This is a genomic window from Geodermatophilus sp. CPCC 206100 (assembly GCF_048569675.1).
In the GTDB taxonomy this organism is placed as follows: Bacteria; Actinomycetota; Actinomycetes; order Mycobacteriales; family Geodermatophilaceae; genus Geodermatophilus.
Map to the genome: position 1 here is coordinate 1 of NZ_JAQISV010000007.1, position 18740 is coordinate 18740.

An 18740-nucleotide genomic window follows, 5' to 3' on the forward strand; every position below is an offset into this window, starting at 1 on the left:
GCCCCGCTCGCGATGGAGCCCCCCGGGGGGGGCAGGGCCGCGGGACCCGGGGGGAGGGGCCCGCCCCCGTCGGCAGGCCGGTCGGGCGGCTCTAGTGGGCCTTGGCGAGGGTGCCCAGGTAGAGCTCGATGACCTTCGGGTCGTGCATGAGCGACTCGCCCGTGTCGGTGTAGGCGTTGCGGCCCTGGTCGAGGACGTAGCCGCGGTCGCAGATCTGCAGGCACCGGCGGGCGTTCTGCTCGACCATGATGATCGAGACGCCGGTGGCGTTGATCCGCCGGCAGCGGATGAACACCTCGTCCTGGTAGGCCGGGGACAGGCCGGCCGAGGGCTCGTCGAGCAGCAGCACGGACGGGTCCATCATCAGCGCCCGGCCCATGGCCACCATCTGGCGCTCGCCGCCGGACAGCGCTCCCGCCTTGCCCTTGCGCCGCTCGCCGAGCAGCGGGAAGAGGTCGACGACGTAGTCGAACCGCTCGCGGAACGTCTTCGGCCGCAGGTAGACGCCCATCTGCATGTTCTCCTCGATGGTGAGCGAGGGGAACACGTTGTTGTTCTGCGGGACGTACCCGACGCCGAGGGACACCAGCCGGTGCGCGGGCGCGGAGGTGATGTCCTCCCCGCGCAGCGTGACCGACCCCGACCGCACCGGGATGAGCCCGAACAGGGTCTTGAGCAGGGTCGACTTCCCGGCGCCGTTCGGGCCGATGATGCCGACCAGCTCACCCTCCTGCAGGTAGAAGTCGCAGCCGCGGAGGATGTTCACCCCCGGGACGTAGCCGGCGACCAGGTCGTCGGCCCGCACCAGGGCGCCCTCGGCCAGCCGCACGTGCTCCTCGCGGGTGGCGGCCTTCTCCGCGGGGGAGAGGGTGGCGGCTGGGGAGCCGGCCTGGTCGGCGCGGGTGAGGTCCTCGCCGGACTCGTCCACGCGGAACAGCGGATCGCTCATCGGTCGGTCTCTCCTCGCGGCGTGCCGTCGGACTGCAGGACCTCGCCGTCGACCTTCTCCTCGCGGGCGATGGCCTGCGAGGCCTCGGCGAGGACGCGGTCCTCCTCCTCGACGGTGAGCGGCGCGTCGTGGTGAGCGCCGAGGTAGGCGTCGACGACCGCCTGGTTCTGGCTGATCGACTCCGGGGGGCCCTCGGCGATCACCCGGCCGGCCGCCATGACGACGACCCAGTCACTGATGTCGCGGACGACGTCCATGTCGTGCTCGACGAAGATCACCGTCATGCCCTGCTCGCGCAGGTCCTTGACGTGCCCGAGCAGGCTCTGCGTCAGGGCGGGGTTCACCCCGGCCATCGGCTCGTCGAGCATGACGACCTTGGGGTCGCTCATGAGCGCCCGCGCCATCTCGAGCAGCTTGCGCTGACCGCCGGAGAGGGTGCCGGCGAAGTCGTCCTTCTTGGCGTCGAGCTTGAAGCGCTGGAGCAGGTCCATCGCCTTCTCGGTGTTGGCCCGCTCCTGCGAGCGCCAGCCCGGCAGCAGGGCCCCCAGGAAGCTCTCACCCTTCTGCCCCTGGGCGCCGAGCAGCATGTTCTGCAGCACGGTGAGCCGGGAGAGCGCCTTGGTCAGCTGGAAGGTGCGGACGACGCCGAGCCGCGCGACCCGGTGCGGCGGCAGGTTGGACAGCGACCGCCCGTCGTAGGTCCAGCTCCCGCTGTTGGGCTGGTCGAAGCCGGTCAGCAGGTTGAACAGGGTGGTCTTGCCGGCGCCGTTGGGGCCGATCAGGCCGGTGATGCCGCCGCGCTGGATCTCCAGGTGGTCGACGGACACCGCGGTGAGGCCGCCGAACTGGCGCGTGACGCCGTCCACCACGACGACGGGGTCGGGCTTGGCGACGCCGACCTCCCACGGGACGTCCCGGAGGGCGGTCTGCGCCAGCCGCAGCGGGGCGTCGCCGCTGTGCCAGCCCCCGGACCGCGCGTCGCCGGCCGGCGTGCCCGCGCCGGACGCCGAGGCGCCGTGCGGAATCGGGTCAGCGGGCATCGAGCATCACCTCTCGTCGGTCACCGAAGATGCCTTGTGGCCGGAAGACCAACAACAGCATGAGCCCGAGGCCGACGAGCACGAAGCGGATCTGCGCCACGTCGGTGGAGGTCAGCAGACCCTCGGGGATGACGCCGTTCTCGATCAGTGCCCGCAGGCCCGTGTCGGCGAACTGCAGGATGAACAGCAGGATCATCCCCCCGACGACCGGGCCGAACACCCGCGCGGCCCCGCCGAGGATGAGCGCGGCGTAGGCGAGGAACGTGTTGGCGTTCTGGTACTGGTCGGGGATGGCCGAGCCGGTGCCGATGGCGTACATCATCCCGCCCAGGGCGCCGAGGATCCCGCCGAGCACCAGCGCCTGCATCTTGTAGACGTAGACGTTCTTGCCCAGGGCGCGGACGGCGTCCTCGTCCTCACGGATCGAGCGGACGACGCGGCCCCACGGGCTGCGCATGAGCGCCCAGATGAGCAGGCAGGCCAGCGCGACCAGCGTCCACCCGACGAGGGCCACCCAGAGCTCGCCGCCGGACCAGCTGGTGCCCAGGAGGCGGTAGCGCTCGTTGGTGGTCCACGGGGCGAGCGCGAGGAAGTCGCCGTTGAAGGCCGAGAGGCCGCGGGTGCCGTTGGTGACGGGGGTGGCCGACACCGACCGGAACAGCAGCCGCAGGCCCTCGGCCGCGGCGATGGTGACGATCGCCAGGTAGTCCGCGCGCAGCCGCAGGGTCGGGAGACCGAGCAGCAGGGCGAGCACGACCGCGGCGCCCAGCCCGATGAGGACGCCGACCCAGAAGTTGAGCCCCCACTTGCTGACCGAGATCGCGATGCCGAACCCGCCGAGCATCGCGAAGGCGATCTGCCCGAAGTTGAGCAGGCCGGTGTAGCCGAACTGCACGTTGATGCCGATGGCCAGCAGGATGAAGAAGAGGGCCTGGAAGCCCAGCGCCGCCTTTCCCGCGACCGCCAGGGCGTTGATCAGTTCGCTCATGTCAGCCCACCCGGACGCGGCTGCCCAGGATCCCCTGGGGCCGGATGACGAGGATGACGATCAGCAGGAGCAGCCCGCCGACGTACTTGACGTCGTTCGGGATGACCAGCGTCGACATCTGGACGAAGACCCCGACCACGAGGCTGCCGACGAGGGCGCCGTAGGCGGTGCCGAGCCCGCCGAGGGTGACGCCGGCGAACATGAGCAGCAGCAGGCGGAAGCCCATGTCCCACTGCACCTGGTCGGACAGGCCGAGCAGGACGCCGCCGAGCGCGGCCAGCGCCCCGCCCATCATCCAGACGACGAGGATGACCCGGTTGACGTCGATGCCCGAGGAGGCGGCGAGGTCCCGGTTGTCCGAGACCGCCCGCATCGCCTTGCCGATCTTGGTGCGCTGCAGCATGAGCGCGACCAGCACGAGGACGACGACCGAGACGATGACCGAGGTGAGGTCGGCGCCGGTCATGCGGAACAGGCCGTAGTCGACCGCCCGGCCGCCGCCCACGCCCTGGTAGGCGTTGGACCGGCCGCCGTAGACGAGCTGGACCAGGTAGCGCAGCAGCAGCGACAGGCCGATCGACACGACGAGGGCGGCGATCAGGCCGGTGCCGCGGCGGCGCAGCGGCCGCCACAGGCCGAGCTCGTTGAGCGCGCCGACCGCCGCCCCGACCAGCATCGCGATCAACGCGGCCGGGATGAAGGGGACGCCGCCCTCCACGTTGATGAACCACGCGGCGACCGCGCCGATGGTGACCAGCTCGCCGTGGGCGAAGTTGGTCAGGCCGGTCGTCCCGAAGATCAGCGACAGGCCGACGGCGCACATGGCGATGAGCAGGCCGAAGCGGATGCCGTCGACGAGCAGCTGCACGGCGCGGACGGTGCTGCCACCGCCCTCCCGGCTGCCGTCGTTGAGGCCGATGATCGCCGCCTGGCGGCGGCCCTCCTCCACGGTGACCGTGCGGCTGGCCTCGCCGGAGAGGACCACGCCCTCGGGGAGGTCGTCGGCGTTGAGGGTGACGACGTACTCGCCGGGCCCGGGCAGGTCGACCTCCCAGCGGCCCTGCTCGTCGCTCTCGACGGACTCGACCTCCTCGCCGTCGGCCGTCTCGACGGTCACCTCGACGCCCTCGATGGGGCCGCTGCGGCTGGTCTGGAGCGTGCCGACCAGCTGCTCGGTGGCGGCGCCCTCGCCGGTGGCCTGGGCGATGCCGGGGGCGATCGCGGCCAGCCCGAGGCCGAACGCGGCGACGAGCAGGACCCCGACCAGGTACCTGAGCCGCGAGCCGGGGTGGTGCCGGCCGGGGGAGCCGATGGCTCGCCCGGTGCGTTCCGGCCGTCGACCGTGTGGTCGGGCACGGCCTGGCACGTGCGTCACTCGACCTCCCGTGGCGTGTGAGTGAGGGGGGACCGTAACCCAGCTGTGTTTCGACTCGCTGTCCTCGCCGCGAGCTGTGACCTTTCCGCGACACGCCGCAGCCGAGGTGCCGACCGCGCAGCGGCGCGCCGCCGTGGGAAACGGTCCTCTCCGGTGCACTCTCTGGCCACCGTCCACGGGAGGACTCCTGTGTCAGGAACCGGTTCGCGGTCCCGCGTCGCGACGCGCACGGCGCGCCCCGACGACCTGCCCGCCGTGCTGTCCCTGGTGCGCCAGCACCGCGCCGACGCCCACGCCGAGGGCGTGCTGACCGGGCAGACGCCCGGAGCGGCGGCGGCCGCCGGGTTCGGCCGCCTGCTGGCCGATGCCGGTCACCGGGTGGTGCTGGCCGTGCGGCCGGGGCCGGGCGGGGACGACGGCGGCGCCGGCGAGCAGGTGGTGGGGCTGGCGATCCTCGGGGTGGACCCGCTGTCGGTCGTGCTGGGCGTCGGCCAGGTGACCGTCGACAACCTCGTCGTCCACCGGGACCACCGCCGCTGCGGAGCGGGCGCCGCCCTGCTGGCGGCCGCCGTCGCGTACGCGGCCGAGACGGGGGCCGAGCACGTCGTCGCGGCCGTCGGCGGGCACGAGGCCGAGCGGCAGCGGTTCTTCGCGCGGATGGGCTTCGCGCCCCTCACCACCCGGCGCATCGTGCCGCGGCAGACGCTGGCGCGGGCCCTGACCTCGTGGCGGCGCGGCGGGACCACCGTCCCCGCCCCCCGCCGTCCACCGGTGCGCCGGCGTCCGGTGCCGTTGCGCGGTGCCGGTCAGGGCTGAACCGGCTCCCGCCGCCGTCCCGTCCCGACGGGGCCGCGGTGTCCCTCAGGCCCGCGCGTCGGACAGCATGCAGGTCAGCCGCGCGGTGGCGGTCGGCCGGCCACTCGCGTCGGTGACCTCCACCCGGAAGGTGGCCAGCGTGCGCCCGCGGCGGACCGGCGTCGCCACCGCGGTGACCGTGCCGGCGGTGGACGCCCGCAGGTAGCTGACGTTGAGCTCGACGCCGACGCAGCGGCGCCCGGGGCCCGCGCCGAGGGCCGCCGCCCACGAGCCGACGGTCTCCACGAGGGCGCAGGTCGCCCCGCCGTGCAGCAGGCCGGCCGGCTGCTGGTTGCCCTCGACCGGCATGGTGGCGACCAGGTGGTCGGGGTCGTAGTCGGTGATCTCGATGCCGAGCTTCTCGTCGAGCGGGCTGGTGAAGGGGGCGGGCAGCCAGTCGGGACGGGCGAGGGTCACCCGGGCACGGTAACCAGCGGCCGGACGGCGCCCCGCCGGGGCCGCCGTCGCGTCGGTGGCCGCACTTAGGATCGGCCTCGATGTCCGCTCCGGTCTCCGCCCCCGCGTCCACCGCCGTCCCTGCCACCGGCGGGCCGCGCCCCCGGCTGTTGCTGCTGGACGGGCACTCCCTGGCCTACCGCGCCTTCTTCGCGCTGCCGGTGGAGAACTTCTCCACGACCACCGGCCAGCCGACGAACGCGGTCTACGGCTTCACGTCGATGCTGATCAACATCCTGCGCGACGAGCAGCCCAGCCACCTGGCGGTCGCCTTCGACGTCGGCCGCAAGACCTTCCGCAGCGAGATCTACGCCGAGTACAAGGCCAACCGCGCCGAGAGCCCCACCGACTTCCGCGGCCAGGTCAGCCTCATCCAGGAGGTGCTCGGCGCGCTGCACGTGCCGGTGATCACCGCCGAGGGGTACGAGGCCGACGACGTCATCGCCACGCTGACCGTGGCCGCCGTCGCGCAGGGCATGGACGTGCTGATCGCCACCGGGGACCGCGACGCGCTGCAGCTGGTCAACGAGCACGTCACCGTCCTGTACCCGCGCAAGGGCGTCTCCGACCTCACGCGGTTCACGCCGGAGGAGGTCGAGACCAAGTACGGGCTGTCCCCGACCCAGTACCCCGACTTCGCCGCGCTGCGCGGGGACCCCAGCGACAACCTCCCGAGCATCCCGAGCGTCGGGGAGAAGACCGCCGCCAAGTGGGTGCGCGAGTACGGCTCCCTCGACGCGCTGGTCGACCAGGTCGACACCGTGAAGGGCAAGGTGGGCGAGAAGCTGCGCGAGCACCTGTCCTCGGTGCTGCAGAACCGCCGGCTCACCGAGCTGGACCGCGCCGTCCCCCTCGAGCTGGGCCCGGCCGACCTCGCCGTCCAGCCGTGGGACCGCAACGAGGTGCACACCCTCTTCGACAACCTGCAGTTCCGGGTGCTGCGCGACCGCCTGTTCGCCACGCTCACCAGCGCGGAGCCGGAGGTCGAGGGGGGCTTCGACCTGGCCGTCGAGGACGTGCCGGCCGGCGAGCTGGGCGCCTGGCTGGACCAGCACGCCCGCACCGGGCGCACCGGCGTGGTGTTCCGCGGCACCTGGGGCCGGGGCACCGGGGAGCTCACCGGCATCGCGCTGGCCGCGGCCGACGACGCCGCGGCCTTCGTCGACCTCGGCCTCGACCTCGACGTGGCCGACGAGCAGGCCCTGGCCGCCTGGCTCGCCGACCCCGCCACCCAGAAGGTGGTGCACGAGGTGAAGGGCCCGCTGCTGGCGATCTGGGCGCGGGGCTGGCAGCTCGAGGGGGTGGTCAGCGACACCGCGCTGGCGGCCTACCTCGCGCTGCCCGGCCAGCGGTCGTTCGACCTGGGCGACCTCGCCGTCCGATACCTGCGCCGCGAGCTCAAGGACACCGCGGCCGAGGAGGCCCAGCTCACCCTCGACGGGATGGGCCCGTCGGAGGACGACCTCGCCCGCGAGGCCGCGCACGCCGACGTCCTCAAGGCGGTGGCGGTCAACGACCTGTCCGACGCCCTGGAGTCGGTGCTGGGCCAGCGCGGCGGGGACGCCCTGCTCGGCGCCATCGAGCTGCCGCTGACCCGGGTGCTCGCCGCCATGGAGTACCGCGGCATCGCCGCGGACCTGGAGTTCCTGCAGGGGCTGCAGCGCGAGTTCGCCGACGGCGTGGCCGCCGCGGCGGCGGAGTGCTACGCCGTCATCGGCCGCGAGGTGAACCTCGGCTCGCCCAAGCAGCTGCAGGCGGTCCTCTTCGACGAGCTCGGCCTGCCCAAGACGAAGAAGATCAAGTCCGGCTACACGACCGACGCCGACGCGTTGACCTGGCTGCTGGCGCAGACCGGCCACCCGTTCCTCGAGCACCTGCTGCGCCACCGCGACGTCACCCGGCTGCGCACGGTCATCGACGGGCTGATCCCGATGGTCGACGACTCCGGGCGGATCCACACCACGTTCGGGCAGACGATCGCCGCCACCGGCCGGCTGTCCTCGACCGACCCCAACCTGCAGAACATCCCGATCCGCACCGCGGAGGGCCGCCGGATCCGCCAGGCGTTCGTGGTGGGGACCGACTACGAGTCGCTGATGACCGCCGACTACAGCCAGATCGAGATGCGGATCATGGCCCACCTCTCCGGCGACGAGGGGCTGATCGAGGCGTTCACCTCGGGGGAGGACCTGCACTCCTTCGTCGCCTCGCGGGCGTTCAACATCCCGATCGAGGACGTCGACCCCGAGATGCGCCGGCGGATCAAGGCGATGAGCTACGGCCTGGCCTACGGGCTGTCGGCGTACGGGCTCTCGCAGCAGCTGCGCATCTCCACCGAGGAGGCGCGCGAGCAGATGCACGCCTACTTCGAGCGGTTCGGTGGCATCCGCGACTACCTCGACAGCGTGGTCGAGGAGGCCCGGCTGTCCGGCTACACCGAGACGACCCTGGGCCGCCGCCGCTACCTCCCCGACCTGACCAGCGACAACCGGCAGCGCCGGGAGATGGCCGAGCGGATGGCGCTCAACGCCCCCATCCAGGGCTCGGCGGCCGACGTCATCAAGGTGGCCATGCTCAACGTCGAGAAGGCCATCGACGCCGAGGGGCTGCGGTCCCGGATGCTGCTGCAGGTGCACGACGAGCTCGTGCTCGAGGTGGCCGCGGGGGAGCGCGAGGCGCTGGAGACCCTGGTCCGCCGGGAGATGGCCGGCGCGGCCCAGCTGTCGGTGCCTCTCGAGGTGTCGGTGGGCTTCGGCGCCAGCTGGGACACCGCCGCCCACTGAGGGAGGACCCCGGTGCCCCCCACGCCTCGCACGCTCGGCCTGGGCCCTGCACCGGGGCCGAGCGACGCGCGGTGATCGCCGACCTCGCGGTGTCGCCGCCGGACCTGCGCTGGACCTCGAGTTCGGCAACGACGCCGCGGGTCTGGCGCGGGTCCCGCCACGCTTCCGGCTGGCGGAGCACCGTCTTGCCCGAGGCGCCGCCGGTCGGGACGGTCGGGCGGTGACCGACGACGCAGTCCTGGTGGTGGGCGCCGGCCCGGTGGGCGTCCTCAACGCCCTGGGCCTGGCGCGGGCCGGCGTGCCGGTGACCGTGCTGGACCGGGCGCCGGGGGTGAACTGGTCGCCCCGCGCGGCGATCTACCACTGGGCGGCGCTCGACGGGCTCGACCGGCTCGGCGTCTTCGACCAGGCGGCCGCCCGCGGGTTCCTCAAGCAGGACTACGAGTACCGGGCGTACCGGACGGGGGAGCGGGTCCGCTTCGGGCTGGACTCCCTCGACGGCCTGGTGGACCGCCCCTACAACCTGCACCTGGGCCAGGGCGCCCTCGTCCAACTCGCCCTCGACGAGCTCGCCGGGTACGGGACGGCGCGCGTGCTGTGGGAGCACTCCGTCGTCGGGCTGGTGCAGGACGACACCGGTGTCACCGTCACCGCGCAGACGCCGGCCGGCACCGAGACGTTCCGCGCGGCCTGGGCGATCGGCGCCGACGGGGCGTCCAGCGCGGTCCGCAAGGCGCTGGGGCTGCCGTTCGAGGGCTTCACCTGGCCGGAACGGTTCGTCGCGACCAACATCCACTACCCGTTCGCGGAGCACGGCTTCACGCAGAGCACGTTCATCGTCGACGACGTCCACGGCGCCGTCATCGCCAAGCTCGACGACACCGGCGGCACCGGCCTGTGGCGCTACACGTACTGCGAGTCCCAGGACCTCCCCGAGGAGGGCGTCCTCGACCGGATGCCCCGCTTCCACGAGGCGGTGCTGCCCACGCCCGACGAGGTCGAGGTCGCGGAGTGGGCGCCGTACCGGATGCACCAGCGGGTGGCGCCCCGCTTCCGGGAGGGGCGGGTGCTGCTGGCCGGCGACGCCGCGCACGTCACCAACCCCTCGGGCGGCCTGGGGCTGACCGGTGGGCTGTTCGACACCTTCGTCCTGCAGGAGGCGCTGGCCGCCGTCGTCCACGGCACGGCCGACGAGTCGGTGCTCGACGCCTACTCCCGCGAGCGGCGCCGGGTGTTCGTCGAGATGGTCGACCCGGCCGCCACCGCCATCAAGCGGATGATCTTCCACTCGGCCGACCCCGAGCAGCTCGAGCGGGACATGGCCGGTCTGCGCCGCCTGGCCTCCGACCGCGACGCCCTGGTCGAGCGGCTGATGGCCACCAAGCGGATGGAGACCCCCTCCCTGGTCGCGGCACGGTGAGGCCGCCGCACGAGGTGGCCGAACCGCAGCACCGGCGCCGCGGCGCGTTCTGGCTGCCCGGCGACCTGCAGGACGGCGACGGCGGCCCCTGGCAGCTGGGCCCGGCCTTCGTCCAGTGGGAGGCGCCGGCGGAGCTGTCCGGCCGCCCGCCGCTGGTGCTCGTGCACGGCGGCGGCGGCCAGTCGACCGACTGGCTCGGGACGACCGGCGCCGAGGCCGGCTGGGCGGAGCTGGCGGTCCGTACCGGGCACCCCGTCTACCTCCTCGACCGGCCCGGTCACGGCCGCTCGCCCTGGGACCCGGCCCGGCTGGGGGAGAGGACCCCGTTCCCCGACTACGCCGGGCTGGCGTTCCTCCTCGTCCCGCGGGACGAGCGCGCCGCGGCGCACACCGCCTGGCCCTGGGGCCGGACCGCCGGGACGCCGCACGCCGACGCCCGGGTGGCGTCGTCCTCGGGGATGCTCCGCGACCTCGCGATGGGCCAGGAGCTCGACGCGCGGCGGCTGGTCGACCTGTTGGAGCGGACCGGCCCGGCCGTGCTCGTCACGGCCTCGGCGGGTGCGCCGGGCGGGTGGCTGGCCGCGGACCGGCGTCCGGACCTGGTGCGGGCGGTCGTGGCACTGGAGCCGCTGGGACCGCCGTACCAGGACCTCGGGGTGCTGGGCCGGCTCGATCACGGCCCCGCCGCCGTCCCGCTGACCCGGGGGCCGGACGGCGTGGCCCTCCCCGCGCTCGCCGGGGTGCCGGTGTGCGTGGTCACCGCCGAGGCGTCCGGCCGGCTGGCCGCGGACCGGCGCACCGTCGCCCACCTCCGCGACGCCGGCGTGCCGGTGCAGCACCTGTACCTGGCCGACCACGGGGTCCGCGGCAACGGGCACGCGCTGGCCGCCGAGGCCAACAACGCCGCCAGCTGGGCGCTCGTGGAGTCCTGGATGAGCGAGCACGGGGGAGCGCCGGGCCGACCCTGACCCTCCACGAGAGGTCGAGGGTCAGGGGCGGGAGCAGGCGAGGACGAGCGTCCCCGGCACCAGCGCCCCGCGTTCCGGCGACCACTGGCCCCACTCCTGCGTGCGGCCCGGCGTCCACTCGGGCTCGAGGAGGTCCTCGAGCACCAGGCCGGCACCGACGACGGCGCGGACCCAGTCGCCGACCGTGCGGTGGTGCTCGACGTAGACGGTCGAGCCGTCCTCCCCGGTCTCGACGTAGGGCCGCCGGTCGAAGTAGGAGGAGACGACGCGGAGGTCCTCCGGGTCGGGGGAGTCGGGGAACGGCCAGCGCAGGGGGTGGTTCACCGAGGCGACGAAGCGGCCGCCGGGGCGCAGCACCCGGGCCACCTCGGCCAGCGCCCCCTCGACGTCACTGACGAAGGGCAGCCCGCCGTAGGCCGAGCAGGCCACGTCGACGCTGCCGTCGGCGAGCGGCAGCGCCCCGACGTCGGCCTGGACGAGCGGGACGTCGATGCCGGTGGCGCGGTTGAGCTCGGCGGCCCGCGCCAGCATCCCGCCGGAGAGGTCCAGGGCGACGACCTCGGCCCCCGCCCGCCGCAGCCACCGGGCGCAGGGCGCCGATCCGCAGCCCACCTCCAGGACCCGCCGGCCGGCGACGTCCCCGAGCAGGCGGGCCTCGCCCTCCCGCAGCCCCTCGGGACACCAGAGGAAGTCGACGTCGCCCAGGTCCGCGCCGTGCTCGGCGAGGTAGGCCGGGGCCGCCGCGTCCCACCAGCGCCGGTTGGCCCGCACCGACTCCGCCGCGCCGGCCGGACGGCGGGCCACGCCGCTCGGCGCGGGATAGCCGTCGTCGGCCAGGGGGAGGCCGGGGACGGGCGGCGGGGGAGTGCTCATGACACGCCGATCGTGACACGCCGGGGTCCCCGCGGGGCCGTTCCGACCCAGGTGGACCCGGTGCTGGTCAGCTCCGTACGATGGGGGGTGCGCCAGAGGTCTGTCTGTGCTGTCCCCATCGGGGTTCGGCGCGCGCCGGCTCTCCCCGCTCCCCCGTGGCAACGGCCGCGGGTTCCTGTCCCTACGCATCCCCCGTCCGGAGCACTCGACCACATGACCTCCACCCAGGTCCGTCCGAACAGCACCCCCCAGGTCGCGATCAACGACATCGGCACCGCCGAGGACTTCCTCGCTGCCATCGACCAGACGATCAAGTACTTCAACGACGGCGACATCGTCGAAGGCGTCATCGTCAAGGTCGACCGCGACGAGGTGCTGCTGGACATCGGCTACAAGACCGAGGGCGTCATCCCCTCGCGCGAACTCTCCATCAAGCACGACGTCGACCCCAACGAGGTCGTCAGCGTCGGCGACGAGGTGGAAGCCCTCGTCCTCCAGAAGGAGGACAAGGAAGGCCGGCTGATCCTGTCCAAGAAGCGCGCTCAGTACGAGCGCGCCTGGGGCACCATCGAGGCCAAGAAGGAAGCCGACGAGGTCGTCACCGGCACCGTCATCGAGGTCGTCAAGGGTGGCCTCATCCTCGACATCGGCCTGCGCGGGTTCCTTCCCGCCTCGCTGGTCGAGATGCGCCGCGTCCGCGACCTGCAGCCCTACGTGGGCCGCGAGCTCGAGGCCAAGATCATCGAGCTCGACAAGAACCGCAACAACGTCGTCCTCTCCCGCCGCCAGTGGCTGGAGCAGACCCAGTCCGAGGTCCGCAGCGAGTTCCTCAACAAGCTCGCCAAGGGCCAGGTCCGCACCGGCGTCGTGTCCTCGATCGTCAACTTCGGTGCGTTCGTGGACCTGGGTGGGGTCGACGGTCTGGTGCACGTCTCCGAGCTGTCCTGGAAGCACATCGACCATCCGTCCGAGGTCGTCGAGGTCGGCCAGGAGGTCACCGTCGAGGTGCTCGACGTCGACCTGGACCGGGAGCGGGTCTCGCTGTCGCTGAAGGCGACGCAGGAGGACCCGTGGCGCCAGTTCGCCCGGACCCACCAGATCGGCCAGGTCGTGCCCGGCAAGGTCACCAAGCTGGTGCCCTTCGGTGCGTTCGTCCGCGTCGACGAGGGCATCGAGGGCCTGGTCCACATCTCCGAGCTGGCCGAGCGCCACGTGGAGATCCCGGAGCAGGTCGTGCAGGTCGGCGACGAGATCCTGGTCAAGGTCATCGACATCGACCTCGACCGGCGCCGGATCTCGCTGTCGCTCAAGCAGGCCAACGAGGGCGTCATCGGCGACGAGGAGCAGTTCGACCCCGCCGCCTACGGCATGGCCGCCTCGTACGACGAGCAGGGCAACTACATCTACCCCGAGGGCTTCGACCCGGAGACCGGCGAGTGGCTCGAGGGCTACGACGAGGCCCGGGAGACCTGGGAGCGGCAGTACGCCGAGGCCCAGTCCCGCTTCGAGGCGCACCGGAAGCAGATCGCCGACGCCCGCGCGGCGGACGCCGAGGCCGCGGCCGGTGGCAACTACTCCAGCGGCGGCGAGGCCGACACGACCGACGCGTCCTCCGGCGGGACCCTCGCCAGCGACGAGGCGCTCGCGGCCCTGCGGGCCAAGCTGGCCGGCGGCGAGTGACCGCACCCGCCAGCTGATCACCTGAACGGGAGAGGCCCGGGACCCCTGCGGGGGTCCCGGGCCTCTGTCGTCCCTCCCATCCCCTGGAGGGACGAGGTCGAAGGACCCCCTGCCCCCCGCCACTCGCGAGCTCGCGGCGGGACCCTGCAGGGGGCCGGGCAACCGGGGGGTAGGGGGTCCTTGCTACAGGCTCAGGATGATCGCGAACGCGGTGCGCGGGCGACCGCCGGAGTGGGCCAGGAACTGCCAGGTGTGCCGGCCCGCGGGCGCGGTGGCCGACAGCCAGCGCAGGAAGGCGTTGCCCGGGCGCGCGGCCTGACCGTTGTGCTCCAGCCGCTCGCGCACGGCGGGCAGGTCGCTCGCCCGGACGCCGGTGGGGCGGTCGAGCCGGTGCCGGCCCGGTCCGCGACGCGCAGCGGAGGGGGAGGACGAGGGGGCCGCGTGGGCGGGACGGGACATGGTCGGTTCTGCCTCTCTCGGCGGGGGACGAGCGCCGACGACACTGTTTCCCACGGGGCGCGTGTGACTGGAGCGACGCGCCGGGCTGGACGGACGGGTGTTACCCGTCCGTGATCCCGGTCCCGGGCCTGGCTACTGTCCGCCCATGCTGCGGATCGGGCTGACCGGCGGGATCGGGTCGGGGAAGAGCACGGTCGCCGGCCTGCTCGCCGCCCGCGGCGCCCGCGTCGTGGACGCCGACCGGATCGCCCGGGAGGTGGTGGCGCCCGGCACCCCCGGGCTGGCGGCCGTCGTCGAGGCCTTCGGGCCGTCGGTGCTGACCGCCGACGGCGCCCTCGACCGCCCCGCCCTGGCCGCCGTCGTCTTCGCCGACCCCGCCGCGCGGGCCCGGCTCGACGGCATCGTCCACCCGCTGGTCCGCGCCCGGGCGGCCGAGCAGGTCGCCGCGGCGCCGCCGGACGCCGTCGTGGTCCAGGACGTGCCGCTGCTCGTGGAGACCGGGCAGGCCGCCTCCTACGACCTCGTGCTGGTGGTCGAGGCCGACCTCGACACCCGGGTGCGGCGCCTGGAGCAGCGGGGCCTGACCGAGGCCGACGCCCGGGCGCGCATCGCGGCGCAGGCCACCGACGAGCAGCGGCGGGCGGTCGCCGACGTCGTCCTCGACAACAGCGGCACCCCGGAGCAGCTGGCGGAGCAGGTCGACCGCTTCTGGGCCGAGCGCGTGGCGCCGGCCGCCGGCTGAGGGGACGCCCGCCGGGCCGGACCCCGGCCGGCGACGGCCGGGGGACGCGGAAGGCCCCCCGGTCGCTGGACCGGGGGGCCTTCCGTCGCTGTGGGCGATACTGGGTTCGAACCAGTGACCTCTACCGTGTCAAGGTAGCGCTCTACCACTGAGCCAATCGCCCTGTCCGGCCGGATGGCCGGTTCCGCCCCACCGCTCCCGGCGGGGAGCCGAGGTGGAGACGGGATTTGAACCCGTGTAGACGGCTTTGCAGGCCGTTGCCTCGCCTCTCGGCCACTCCACCGCACGCGGGCGCCGGTCTCCCGACCAGCGCCCAGGTTCCGAGCGGACGACGGGATTCGAACCCGCGACCCTCACCTTGGCAAGGTGATGCTCTACCAACTGAGCCACGTCCGCGTTGCTGTCTTACGGGTAGGAACCATACCCGACTCCCCGACGGGGGTTCGACGGGGGGTCCCCCCGGTCAGCGGGCTCCGGGGTCCGCGCCGCCGTTGGACAGCAGGGCCGCCAGCTCGTCGTCCACGGCGAGGACGGAGGCCTCCTCGCCGGTGGGCACGATGTTCTCGGTCAGCTGGAGGAACCCCGCCACCGCGGCGCGGGAGAGCTCGAACAGCGCCTCCCCGGAGGGGGCGCGCAGGTGCAGGAACAGCACGTCGCCGGAGGTCCGGGACGGCCACAGCCGGACGTCGCCGTCACCGGCCGGCCGGTCCAGGCCCGCCTGGAGCAGCTCGCGGCCGACCAGCCACGAGATGCCGTCACCGCTGTCGGCGGTGTCCCCGAAGGTGATCCGGACGGCGAACGGGTCGCTGACCTCGTAGGAGAGCAGTGCCGGCACCTCGGTCCACGAGTGCGGTCCGATCAGGTGGAGGGTGGTGGGGCACGTGTACCCGGGCGTCGAGCGGTTGTTCATGTCCGGAACAACGACCTTCCCAGAGTCGGGGTCACGCCGCGGAGGGTCCCGGGCGTGTCGCACCCTGTCATGCCCCTTCCCGACCCGGCTGAACCGTCGGGACCTCCACGGCCGGGTCCCGTGGAACGATGAGCGGGTGAGCCGCCCGGCACGACCGGCCCGCCACGGGCCCGGGGACGCCGACCTGCTGGCGCGCGTGCGCGCGGGGGACCGGGCGGCCCTGGACGCGCTCTACCTGCACCTCTGCGGGCCGGCCTTCGCGCTCGCCCGGCGGGTCCTGGGCGACGACGCCCTGGCCGAGGACGTGCTGCACGAGGTCTTCCTCCAGGTGTGGCGCGAGCCGGGCGCGCACGACCGCGGCAGCGTCGGTGCCTGGGTCCTGGGGATGGTCCACCACCGGGCCGTCGAGGTCGTCCGCCGCGAGGAGTCGCGCCGACGGCGGCACGCCGGGGAGGGGCCCGCCGCGGGGGAGGGCGGTCTCCCCGAGGTCCAGCGGGAGGCCCTGGACCTGGCCTACTTCGGGGGCTACACGCAGCGGGAGGTGGCGGCGCTGACCCGGGCGCCCCTGGGCACGGTCAAGGCCCGGATGCTGGCCGGGCTGCGGCAGCTCGCCCGGGACGCCGGCGCGGCGCGGGGAGGGGCGCTGCACGACGTCACCTCCGTGGACGGGCCGGGACGGTGACCGGGCCGGCCGCCGGGCCCGGGCCGCACGGCGTGTTCGACGAGCTGGCCGTCGGCTGGGCGCTGCACGCGCTCGAGCCGGAGGAGGAGACGGTCTTCGCCTCCCACCTGCCGGGGTGCGCCCGGTGCCGCGGCACGATCACCGAGGCGACCGAGGTGATGGCCGACCTGGCCGGGCAGCTGCCGCCCGCGCAGCCCCCGGGCCGCCTCCGGGAGCGGCTGCAGGCCGCCGTCCCGGACACCCCACAGCAGATCCCGCCGGGAGACCCACCGCTCCCGCCCGGACCGGACGCCGGCGCCGAGCCCTGGGGGAGCGCCCAGCCGGCGACGGGGTTCCCGCTCCACCGCGTCCCGGCCGAGGCCGACCGGCCGCCGCCGCCGACCCCGTGGCGCCGGGTGCTGCCCCACGCGCTGGCGGCCGGCGCCGTGGCGGCGATCCTGGCGCTCGGCACCTGGAACGTCGTGCTGAGCACCGCCCGCGACGAGGCGCGGACGACGGCGGTGGAGCAGGCCGAGGTGGTCAACGCGCTGCTGACCCCCGGCCGGGCCGTCATCACGCCCCTGTCCGGCGACGACGGCGCACCGCTGGCGACGGTCGTCGTCCGCAACGGGCCGGTGCAGGTGGTCACGCACGGACTGGCGCCCAACGACGACCGCGCGCAGACCTACGTCGTGTGGGGGCTGGCCGACGACACCCCCGTGGCGCTGGGCACCTTCGACGTGATCCGCCCACAGATGGACCTGCGGACCGTAGGCTCCGCTGCGACGGGGCTCGACGACTTCTCCGGTTTCGAGATCAGCCTGGAGCCCGGTCGTCGCGTTCCGTCGGTCCCGACGGACGTCGTCGCGCGCGGGGAGGTGACCAACTGACCGGTCCGGAGACGGTGGCCCCACCCGGGCGGGAGGGGGGCCACCAGACGACGGAGCAGCTGCGCGAGCGGTTCGCCCACGACGGGCACCGCAGCCTGCGCGAGCGCGTCGCCGAGACCCGCTGGCGGCGCCGCCTGGGCGCGCGGCGCACCCTGGACTCGACCTACCGGCTGTGCGTGGGCATCGTCGGCGGCCTGATCGTCGCCCTCGGCCTGGCCACCATCCCGCTGCCCGGTCCCGGCTGGCTGACCGTCATCGCCGGGCTCTTCGTGCTCGCCACCGAGTTCTTCTGGGCCGAGCGGCTGCTGGAGTTCACGAAGAAGCACGTCAAGGCCTGGACCGACTGGCTCGGCCGGCAGGCACTGTGGGTGCGGATGGCGGTGGCGCTGGCGACGGCGGCCTTCGTCTACGGGGTCCTCGTGGTCACCCTGCACATGACCGGCGTGCCCGACTGGGTGCCGGGGTGGGTACCGCTCTGGCGGTGAGCGTCTGGCACACTGAGGGCACGCGCGGGCGATTGGCTCAGTGGTAGAGCGCTTCGTTCACACCGAAGAGGTCACTGGTTCGAACCCAGTATCGCCCACCGCTGCCGGGCCCCAGGTCGTCGACCTGGGGCCCGCTGCGTTCTCCGGGCGGCGGTCCCGCCGGGTGCGGAGGACCATGGGGGCGATGTCCCCGCGCCGGTCCCCCGCCGTCCCGGAGCCGGGCCGGCCGCGGCAGCCGGGCCGCGCCGAGCGCCTCGCGGCCGTGGTGGAGCGCGACGGCGGCACCTGCATCTGGTGCGGGCGCGACTTCAGCGGCCTCGTCCCGCCCACCACCGAGCACGTGGTCCCGCGGGTCAAGGGCGGCCCGTCCCGGCTGGAGAACGAGGTGGCTGCCTGCCGGCGCTGCAACGCCGAGCGCGGGCACCGGGCACCCGTCGACTGGCTGGAGGAGTGCGAGCGCCGCGGCTGGCGGCCCGACGCGCCGCGGCTGGCCCGGGCGCTGACCGCGCTGCAGGCGGCGATCGAGCGGGACGGCGGGCAGCGTCGGGCGCGGCCCTACCTCGACGCCCAGCTGCGGCGGGTGCGCCGCCGGTTCCCGGGCGCCGCCGCCTGAGTGCGCCGTACGGTCGGCCGGTGAGCGACGTCGTGGGCAGCATCGCGCAGCTGACCGTCTACCCGGTGAAGAGCCTCGGCGGCCGGGCCGTCGCCGAGGCGCGGGTGTCGCCCGCCGGCCTGGCCGGGGACCGCGCGTGGCGGGTCGTCGACGCCACCACCGGGGAGCCGGTGACGGTCAAGGGCACCCCCGCGATGGCCGGCGTGGTGGCCACCGGGGACGCCGAGGCCGACACCGTGACCCTCACCGAGGTCCTCGGCCGGCCGGTGCGGCTGGAGCGGGCGGCCGCCCCGCAGGTGGACTCGGCCGCGGTGCACCTGGTCAGCCGCGCGGCGGTCGCCGGGGCCGCGGCCGGCCGGGTACCGGAGGGCTGCTCGGCCGACGACCCCCGCGCCAACCTCCTGCTGGACCTGCCCGAGGGCGCCGACGAGCGGACCTGGGTCGGGCGCACGGTGCGCATCGGCGCGGTGGAGCTGCTGGTCACCCGCACGCCCAAGCACTGCCTCGGCGTCTACGCCGACGTCCGGCAGCCCGGGACGGTGCGCGTCGGGGACCGTGTCGAGGTGGCCGCTCCCCAGCCCGGGTGAAGCGCC

19 protein-coding genes and 4 tRNA genes are annotated in these 18740 nt (G+C 74.2%); 12 read left to right on the forward strand and 11 right to left on the reverse strand.

Annotation, left to right across the window (positions count from 1 at the left end; all coding sequences use genetic code 11):
- Positions 1–91: 91 nt before the first annotated feature.
- From PGN05_RS03410 to PGN05_RS03425, 4 genes are read right to left on the reverse strand one after another with little or no spacing between them, the layout of a single operon-like run.
- Positions 92–949 (reverse strand): ABC transporter ATP-binding protein, encoded by an 858-nt coding sequence (locus tag PGN05_RS03410; RefSeq protein ID WP_419751118.1) that lies wholly within the window; start codon positions 947–949, stop codon positions 92–94.
- Positions 946–1989, reverse strand: a complete 1044-nt coding sequence (locus tag PGN05_RS03415; RefSeq protein WP_419751119.1) for an ABC transporter ATP-binding protein — start codon at positions 1987–1989, stop codon at positions 946–948. The genes PGN05_RS03410 and PGN05_RS03415 overlap by 4 nt, the downstream gene beginning before the upstream one ends.
- A complete protein-coding gene (locus PGN05_RS03420) occupies positions 1979–2977 on the reverse strand; it encodes a branched-chain amino acid ABC transporter permease (protein WP_419751120.1) in 999 nt (332 codons plus the stop codon). Before PGN05_RS03420 ends, PGN05_RS03415 begins: the two co-directional genes overlap by 11 nt.
- Before the next feature lies 1 nt (position 2978).
- The gene (locus PGN05_RS03425) at positions 2979–4343 is read right to left on the reverse strand and encodes an ABC transporter permease subunit (RefSeq protein ID WP_419751121.1); all 1365 of its coding nucleotides are present in this window, start codon (positions 4341–4343) and stop codon (positions 2979–2981) included.
- 198 nt (positions 4344–4541) lie between these two features.
- Here PGN05_RS03425 and PGN05_RS03430 point away from each other — a divergent pair, with 198 nt between their 5' ends.
- Positions 4542–5168: a GNAT family N-acetyltransferase gene (locus tag PGN05_RS03430; RefSeq protein ID WP_419751122.1), complete on the forward strand. Its 627-nt coding sequence runs from the start codon at positions 4542–4544 to the stop codon at positions 5166–5168.
- A gap of 45 nt (positions 5169–5213) precedes the next feature.
- Here the strand turns inward: PGN05_RS03430 and PGN05_RS03435 are convergent, their stop codons facing one another.
- The gene (locus PGN05_RS03435; protein WP_419751123.1) at positions 5214–5624 is read right to left on the reverse strand and encodes a PaaI family thioesterase; all 411 of its coding nucleotides are present in this window, start codon (positions 5622–5624) and stop codon (positions 5214–5216) included.
- Positions 5625–5704: 80 nt separating this feature from the next.
- Between PGN05_RS03435 and polA the strand changes: the two genes are divergently transcribed.
- The 3 genes from polA (at position 5705) to PGN05_RS03450 (ending at position 10834) form a co-directional block, all read left to right on the forward strand.
- Positions 5705–8446 (forward strand): DNA polymerase I, encoded by a 2742-nt coding sequence (gene polA / locus PGN05_RS03440; RefSeq protein WP_419751124.1) that lies wholly within the window; start codon positions 5705–5707, stop codon positions 8444–8446.
- Positions 8447–8666: 220 nt separating this feature from the next.
- Positions 8667–9866, forward strand: a complete 1200-nt coding sequence (locus PGN05_RS03445) for an FAD-dependent oxidoreductase (RefSeq protein ID WP_419751125.1) — start codon at positions 8667–8669, stop codon at positions 9864–9866.
- On the forward strand, positions 9863–10834 hold the full coding sequence (locus tag PGN05_RS03450) for an alpha/beta fold hydrolase (protein WP_419751126.1): 972 nt from the start codon (positions 9863–9865) through the stop codon (positions 10832–10834). Before PGN05_RS03445 ends, PGN05_RS03450 begins: the two co-directional genes overlap by 4 nt.
- 21 nt (positions 10835–10855) lie before the next feature.
- Here PGN05_RS03450 and PGN05_RS03455 read toward each other — a convergent pair whose 3' ends face one another.
- Entirely contained in the window at positions 10856–11707 is an 852-nt protein-coding gene (locus PGN05_RS03455; RefSeq protein ID WP_419751127.1) for a class I SAM-dependent methyltransferase, read from the reverse strand.
- Between the two features lie 213 nt (positions 11708–11920).
- Between PGN05_RS03455 and rpsA the strand changes: the two genes are divergently transcribed.
- Entirely contained in the window at positions 11921–13387 is a 1467-nt protein-coding gene (gene rpsA / locus PGN05_RS03460) for a 30S ribosomal protein S1 (RefSeq protein ID WP_419751128.1), read from the forward strand.
- A gap of 183 nt (positions 13388–13570) precedes the next feature.
- On the opposite strand, the gene PGN05_RS03465 is transcribed toward rpsA, so the two are convergent.
- Positions 13571–13846 (reverse strand): hypothetical protein, encoded by a 276-nt coding sequence (locus PGN05_RS03465; protein ID WP_419751129.1) that lies wholly within the window; start codon positions 13844–13846, stop codon positions 13571–13573.
- Positions 13847–13991: 145 nt separating this feature from the next.
- Here PGN05_RS03465 and coaE point away from each other — a divergent pair, with 145 nt between their 5' ends.
- Complete coding sequence (gene coaE / locus PGN05_RS03470; RefSeq protein ID WP_419751130.1) at positions 13992–14588, forward strand: dephospho-CoA kinase; 597 nt, start codon at positions 13992–13994, stop codon at positions 14586–14588.
- Positions 14589–14679: 91 nt separating this feature from the next.
- Here the strand turns inward: coaE and PGN05_RS03475 are convergent.
- From PGN05_RS03475 to PGN05_RS03490, 4 genes are all read right to left on the reverse strand, one after another.
- A tRNA-Val gene (locus PGN05_RS03475) sits at positions 14680–14751 on the reverse strand.
- Positions 14752–14800: 49 nt separating this feature from the next.
- Positions 14801–14871 (reverse strand) — tRNA-Cys (locus PGN05_RS03480).
- A gap of 40 nt (positions 14872–14911) precedes the next feature.
- Positions 14912–14984 (reverse strand) — tRNA-Gly (locus tag PGN05_RS03485).
- Between the two features lie 67 nt (positions 14985–15051).
- Positions 15052–15498, reverse strand: a complete 447-nt coding sequence (locus PGN05_RS03490; RefSeq protein ID WP_419751131.1) for an SsgA family sporulation/cell division regulator — start codon at positions 15496–15498, stop codon at positions 15052–15054.
- Positions 15499–15634: 136 nt separating this feature from the next.
- On the opposite strand from PGN05_RS03490, the gene PGN05_RS03495 reads away from it, so the two are divergent.
- The 6 genes from PGN05_RS03495 to PGN05_RS03520 all read left to right on the forward strand — a co-directional run bounded on the left by PGN05_RS03495 (position 15635) and on the right by PGN05_RS03520 (position 18734).
- The gene (locus PGN05_RS03495) at positions 15635–16180 is read left to right on the forward strand and encodes a sigma factor (protein ID WP_419751132.1); all 546 of its coding nucleotides are present in this window, start codon (positions 15635–15637) and stop codon (positions 16178–16180) included.
- The gene (locus PGN05_RS03500; protein ID WP_419751133.1) at positions 16177–17049 is read left to right on the forward strand and encodes an anti-sigma factor domain-containing protein; all 873 of its coding nucleotides are present in this window, start codon (positions 16177–16179) and stop codon (positions 17047–17049) included. The genes PGN05_RS03495 and PGN05_RS03500 overlap by 4 nt, the downstream gene beginning before the upstream one ends.
- Positions 17050–17063: 14 nt before the next feature.
- Positions 17064–17534 carry a TIGR02611 family protein gene (locus tag PGN05_RS03505; protein WP_419751134.1) on the forward strand — a complete coding sequence of 157 codons (471 nt, stop codon included), beginning with the start codon at positions 17064–17066 and terminating at the stop codon, positions 17532–17534.
- Between the two features lie 26 nt (positions 17535–17560).
- Positions 17561–17632, forward strand: a tRNA-Val gene (locus tag PGN05_RS03510).
- Between the two features lie 86 nt (positions 17633–17718).
- Positions 17719–18147, forward strand: a complete 429-nt coding sequence (locus tag PGN05_RS03515) for an HNH endonuclease (RefSeq protein ID WP_419751135.1) — start codon at positions 17719–17721, stop codon at positions 18145–18147.
- A gap of 20 nt (positions 18148–18167) precedes the next feature.
- Positions 18168–18734, forward strand: coding sequence for an MOSC N-terminal beta barrel domain-containing protein (locus PGN05_RS03520; protein ID WP_419751136.1), 567 nt, complete (start codon positions 18168–18170; stop codon positions 18732–18734).
- Positions 18735–18740: the final 6 nt, after the last annotated feature.

Coding starts and splice junctions, on each gene's coding strand:
- PGN05_RS03410 (WP_419751118.1), bottom strand. CDS start 949: ATGAGCGATCCGCTGTTCCGCGTGGACGAGTCCGGCGAGGACCTCACC.
- PGN05_RS03415 (WP_419751119.1), bottom strand. CDS start 1,989: ATGCCCGCTGACCCGATTCCGCACGGCGCCTCGGCGTCCGGCGCGGGC.
- PGN05_RS03420 (WP_419751120.1), bottom strand. CDS start 2,977: ATGAGCGAACTGATCAACGCCCTGGCGGTCGCGGGAAAGGCGGCGCTG.
- polA (WP_419751124.1), top strand. CDS start 5,705: ATGTCCGCTCCGGTCTCCGCCCCCGCGTCCACCGCCGTCCCTGCCACC.
- PGN05_RS03455 (WP_419751127.1), bottom strand. CDS start 11,707: ATGAGCACTCCCCCGCCGCCCGTCCCCGGCCTCCCCCTGGCCGACGAC.
- rpsA (WP_419751128.1), top strand. CDS start 11,921: ATGACCTCCACCCAGGTCCGTCCGAACAGCACCCCCCAGGTCGCGATC.
- PGN05_RS03465 (WP_419751129.1), bottom strand. CDS start 13,846: ATGTCCCGTCCCGCCCACGCGGCCCCCTCGTCCTCCCCCTCCGCTGCG.
- coaE (WP_419751130.1), top strand. CDS start 13,992: ATGCTGCGGATCGGGCTGACCGGCGGGATCGGGTCGGGGAAGAGCACG.
- PGN05_RS03490 (WP_419751131.1), bottom strand. CDS start 15,498: ATGAACAACCGCTCGACGCCCGGGTACACGTGCCCCACCACCCTCCAC.
- PGN05_RS03515 (WP_419751135.1), top strand. CDS start 17,719: ATGTCCCCGCGCCGGTCCCCCGCCGTCCCGGAGCCGGGCCGGCCGCGG.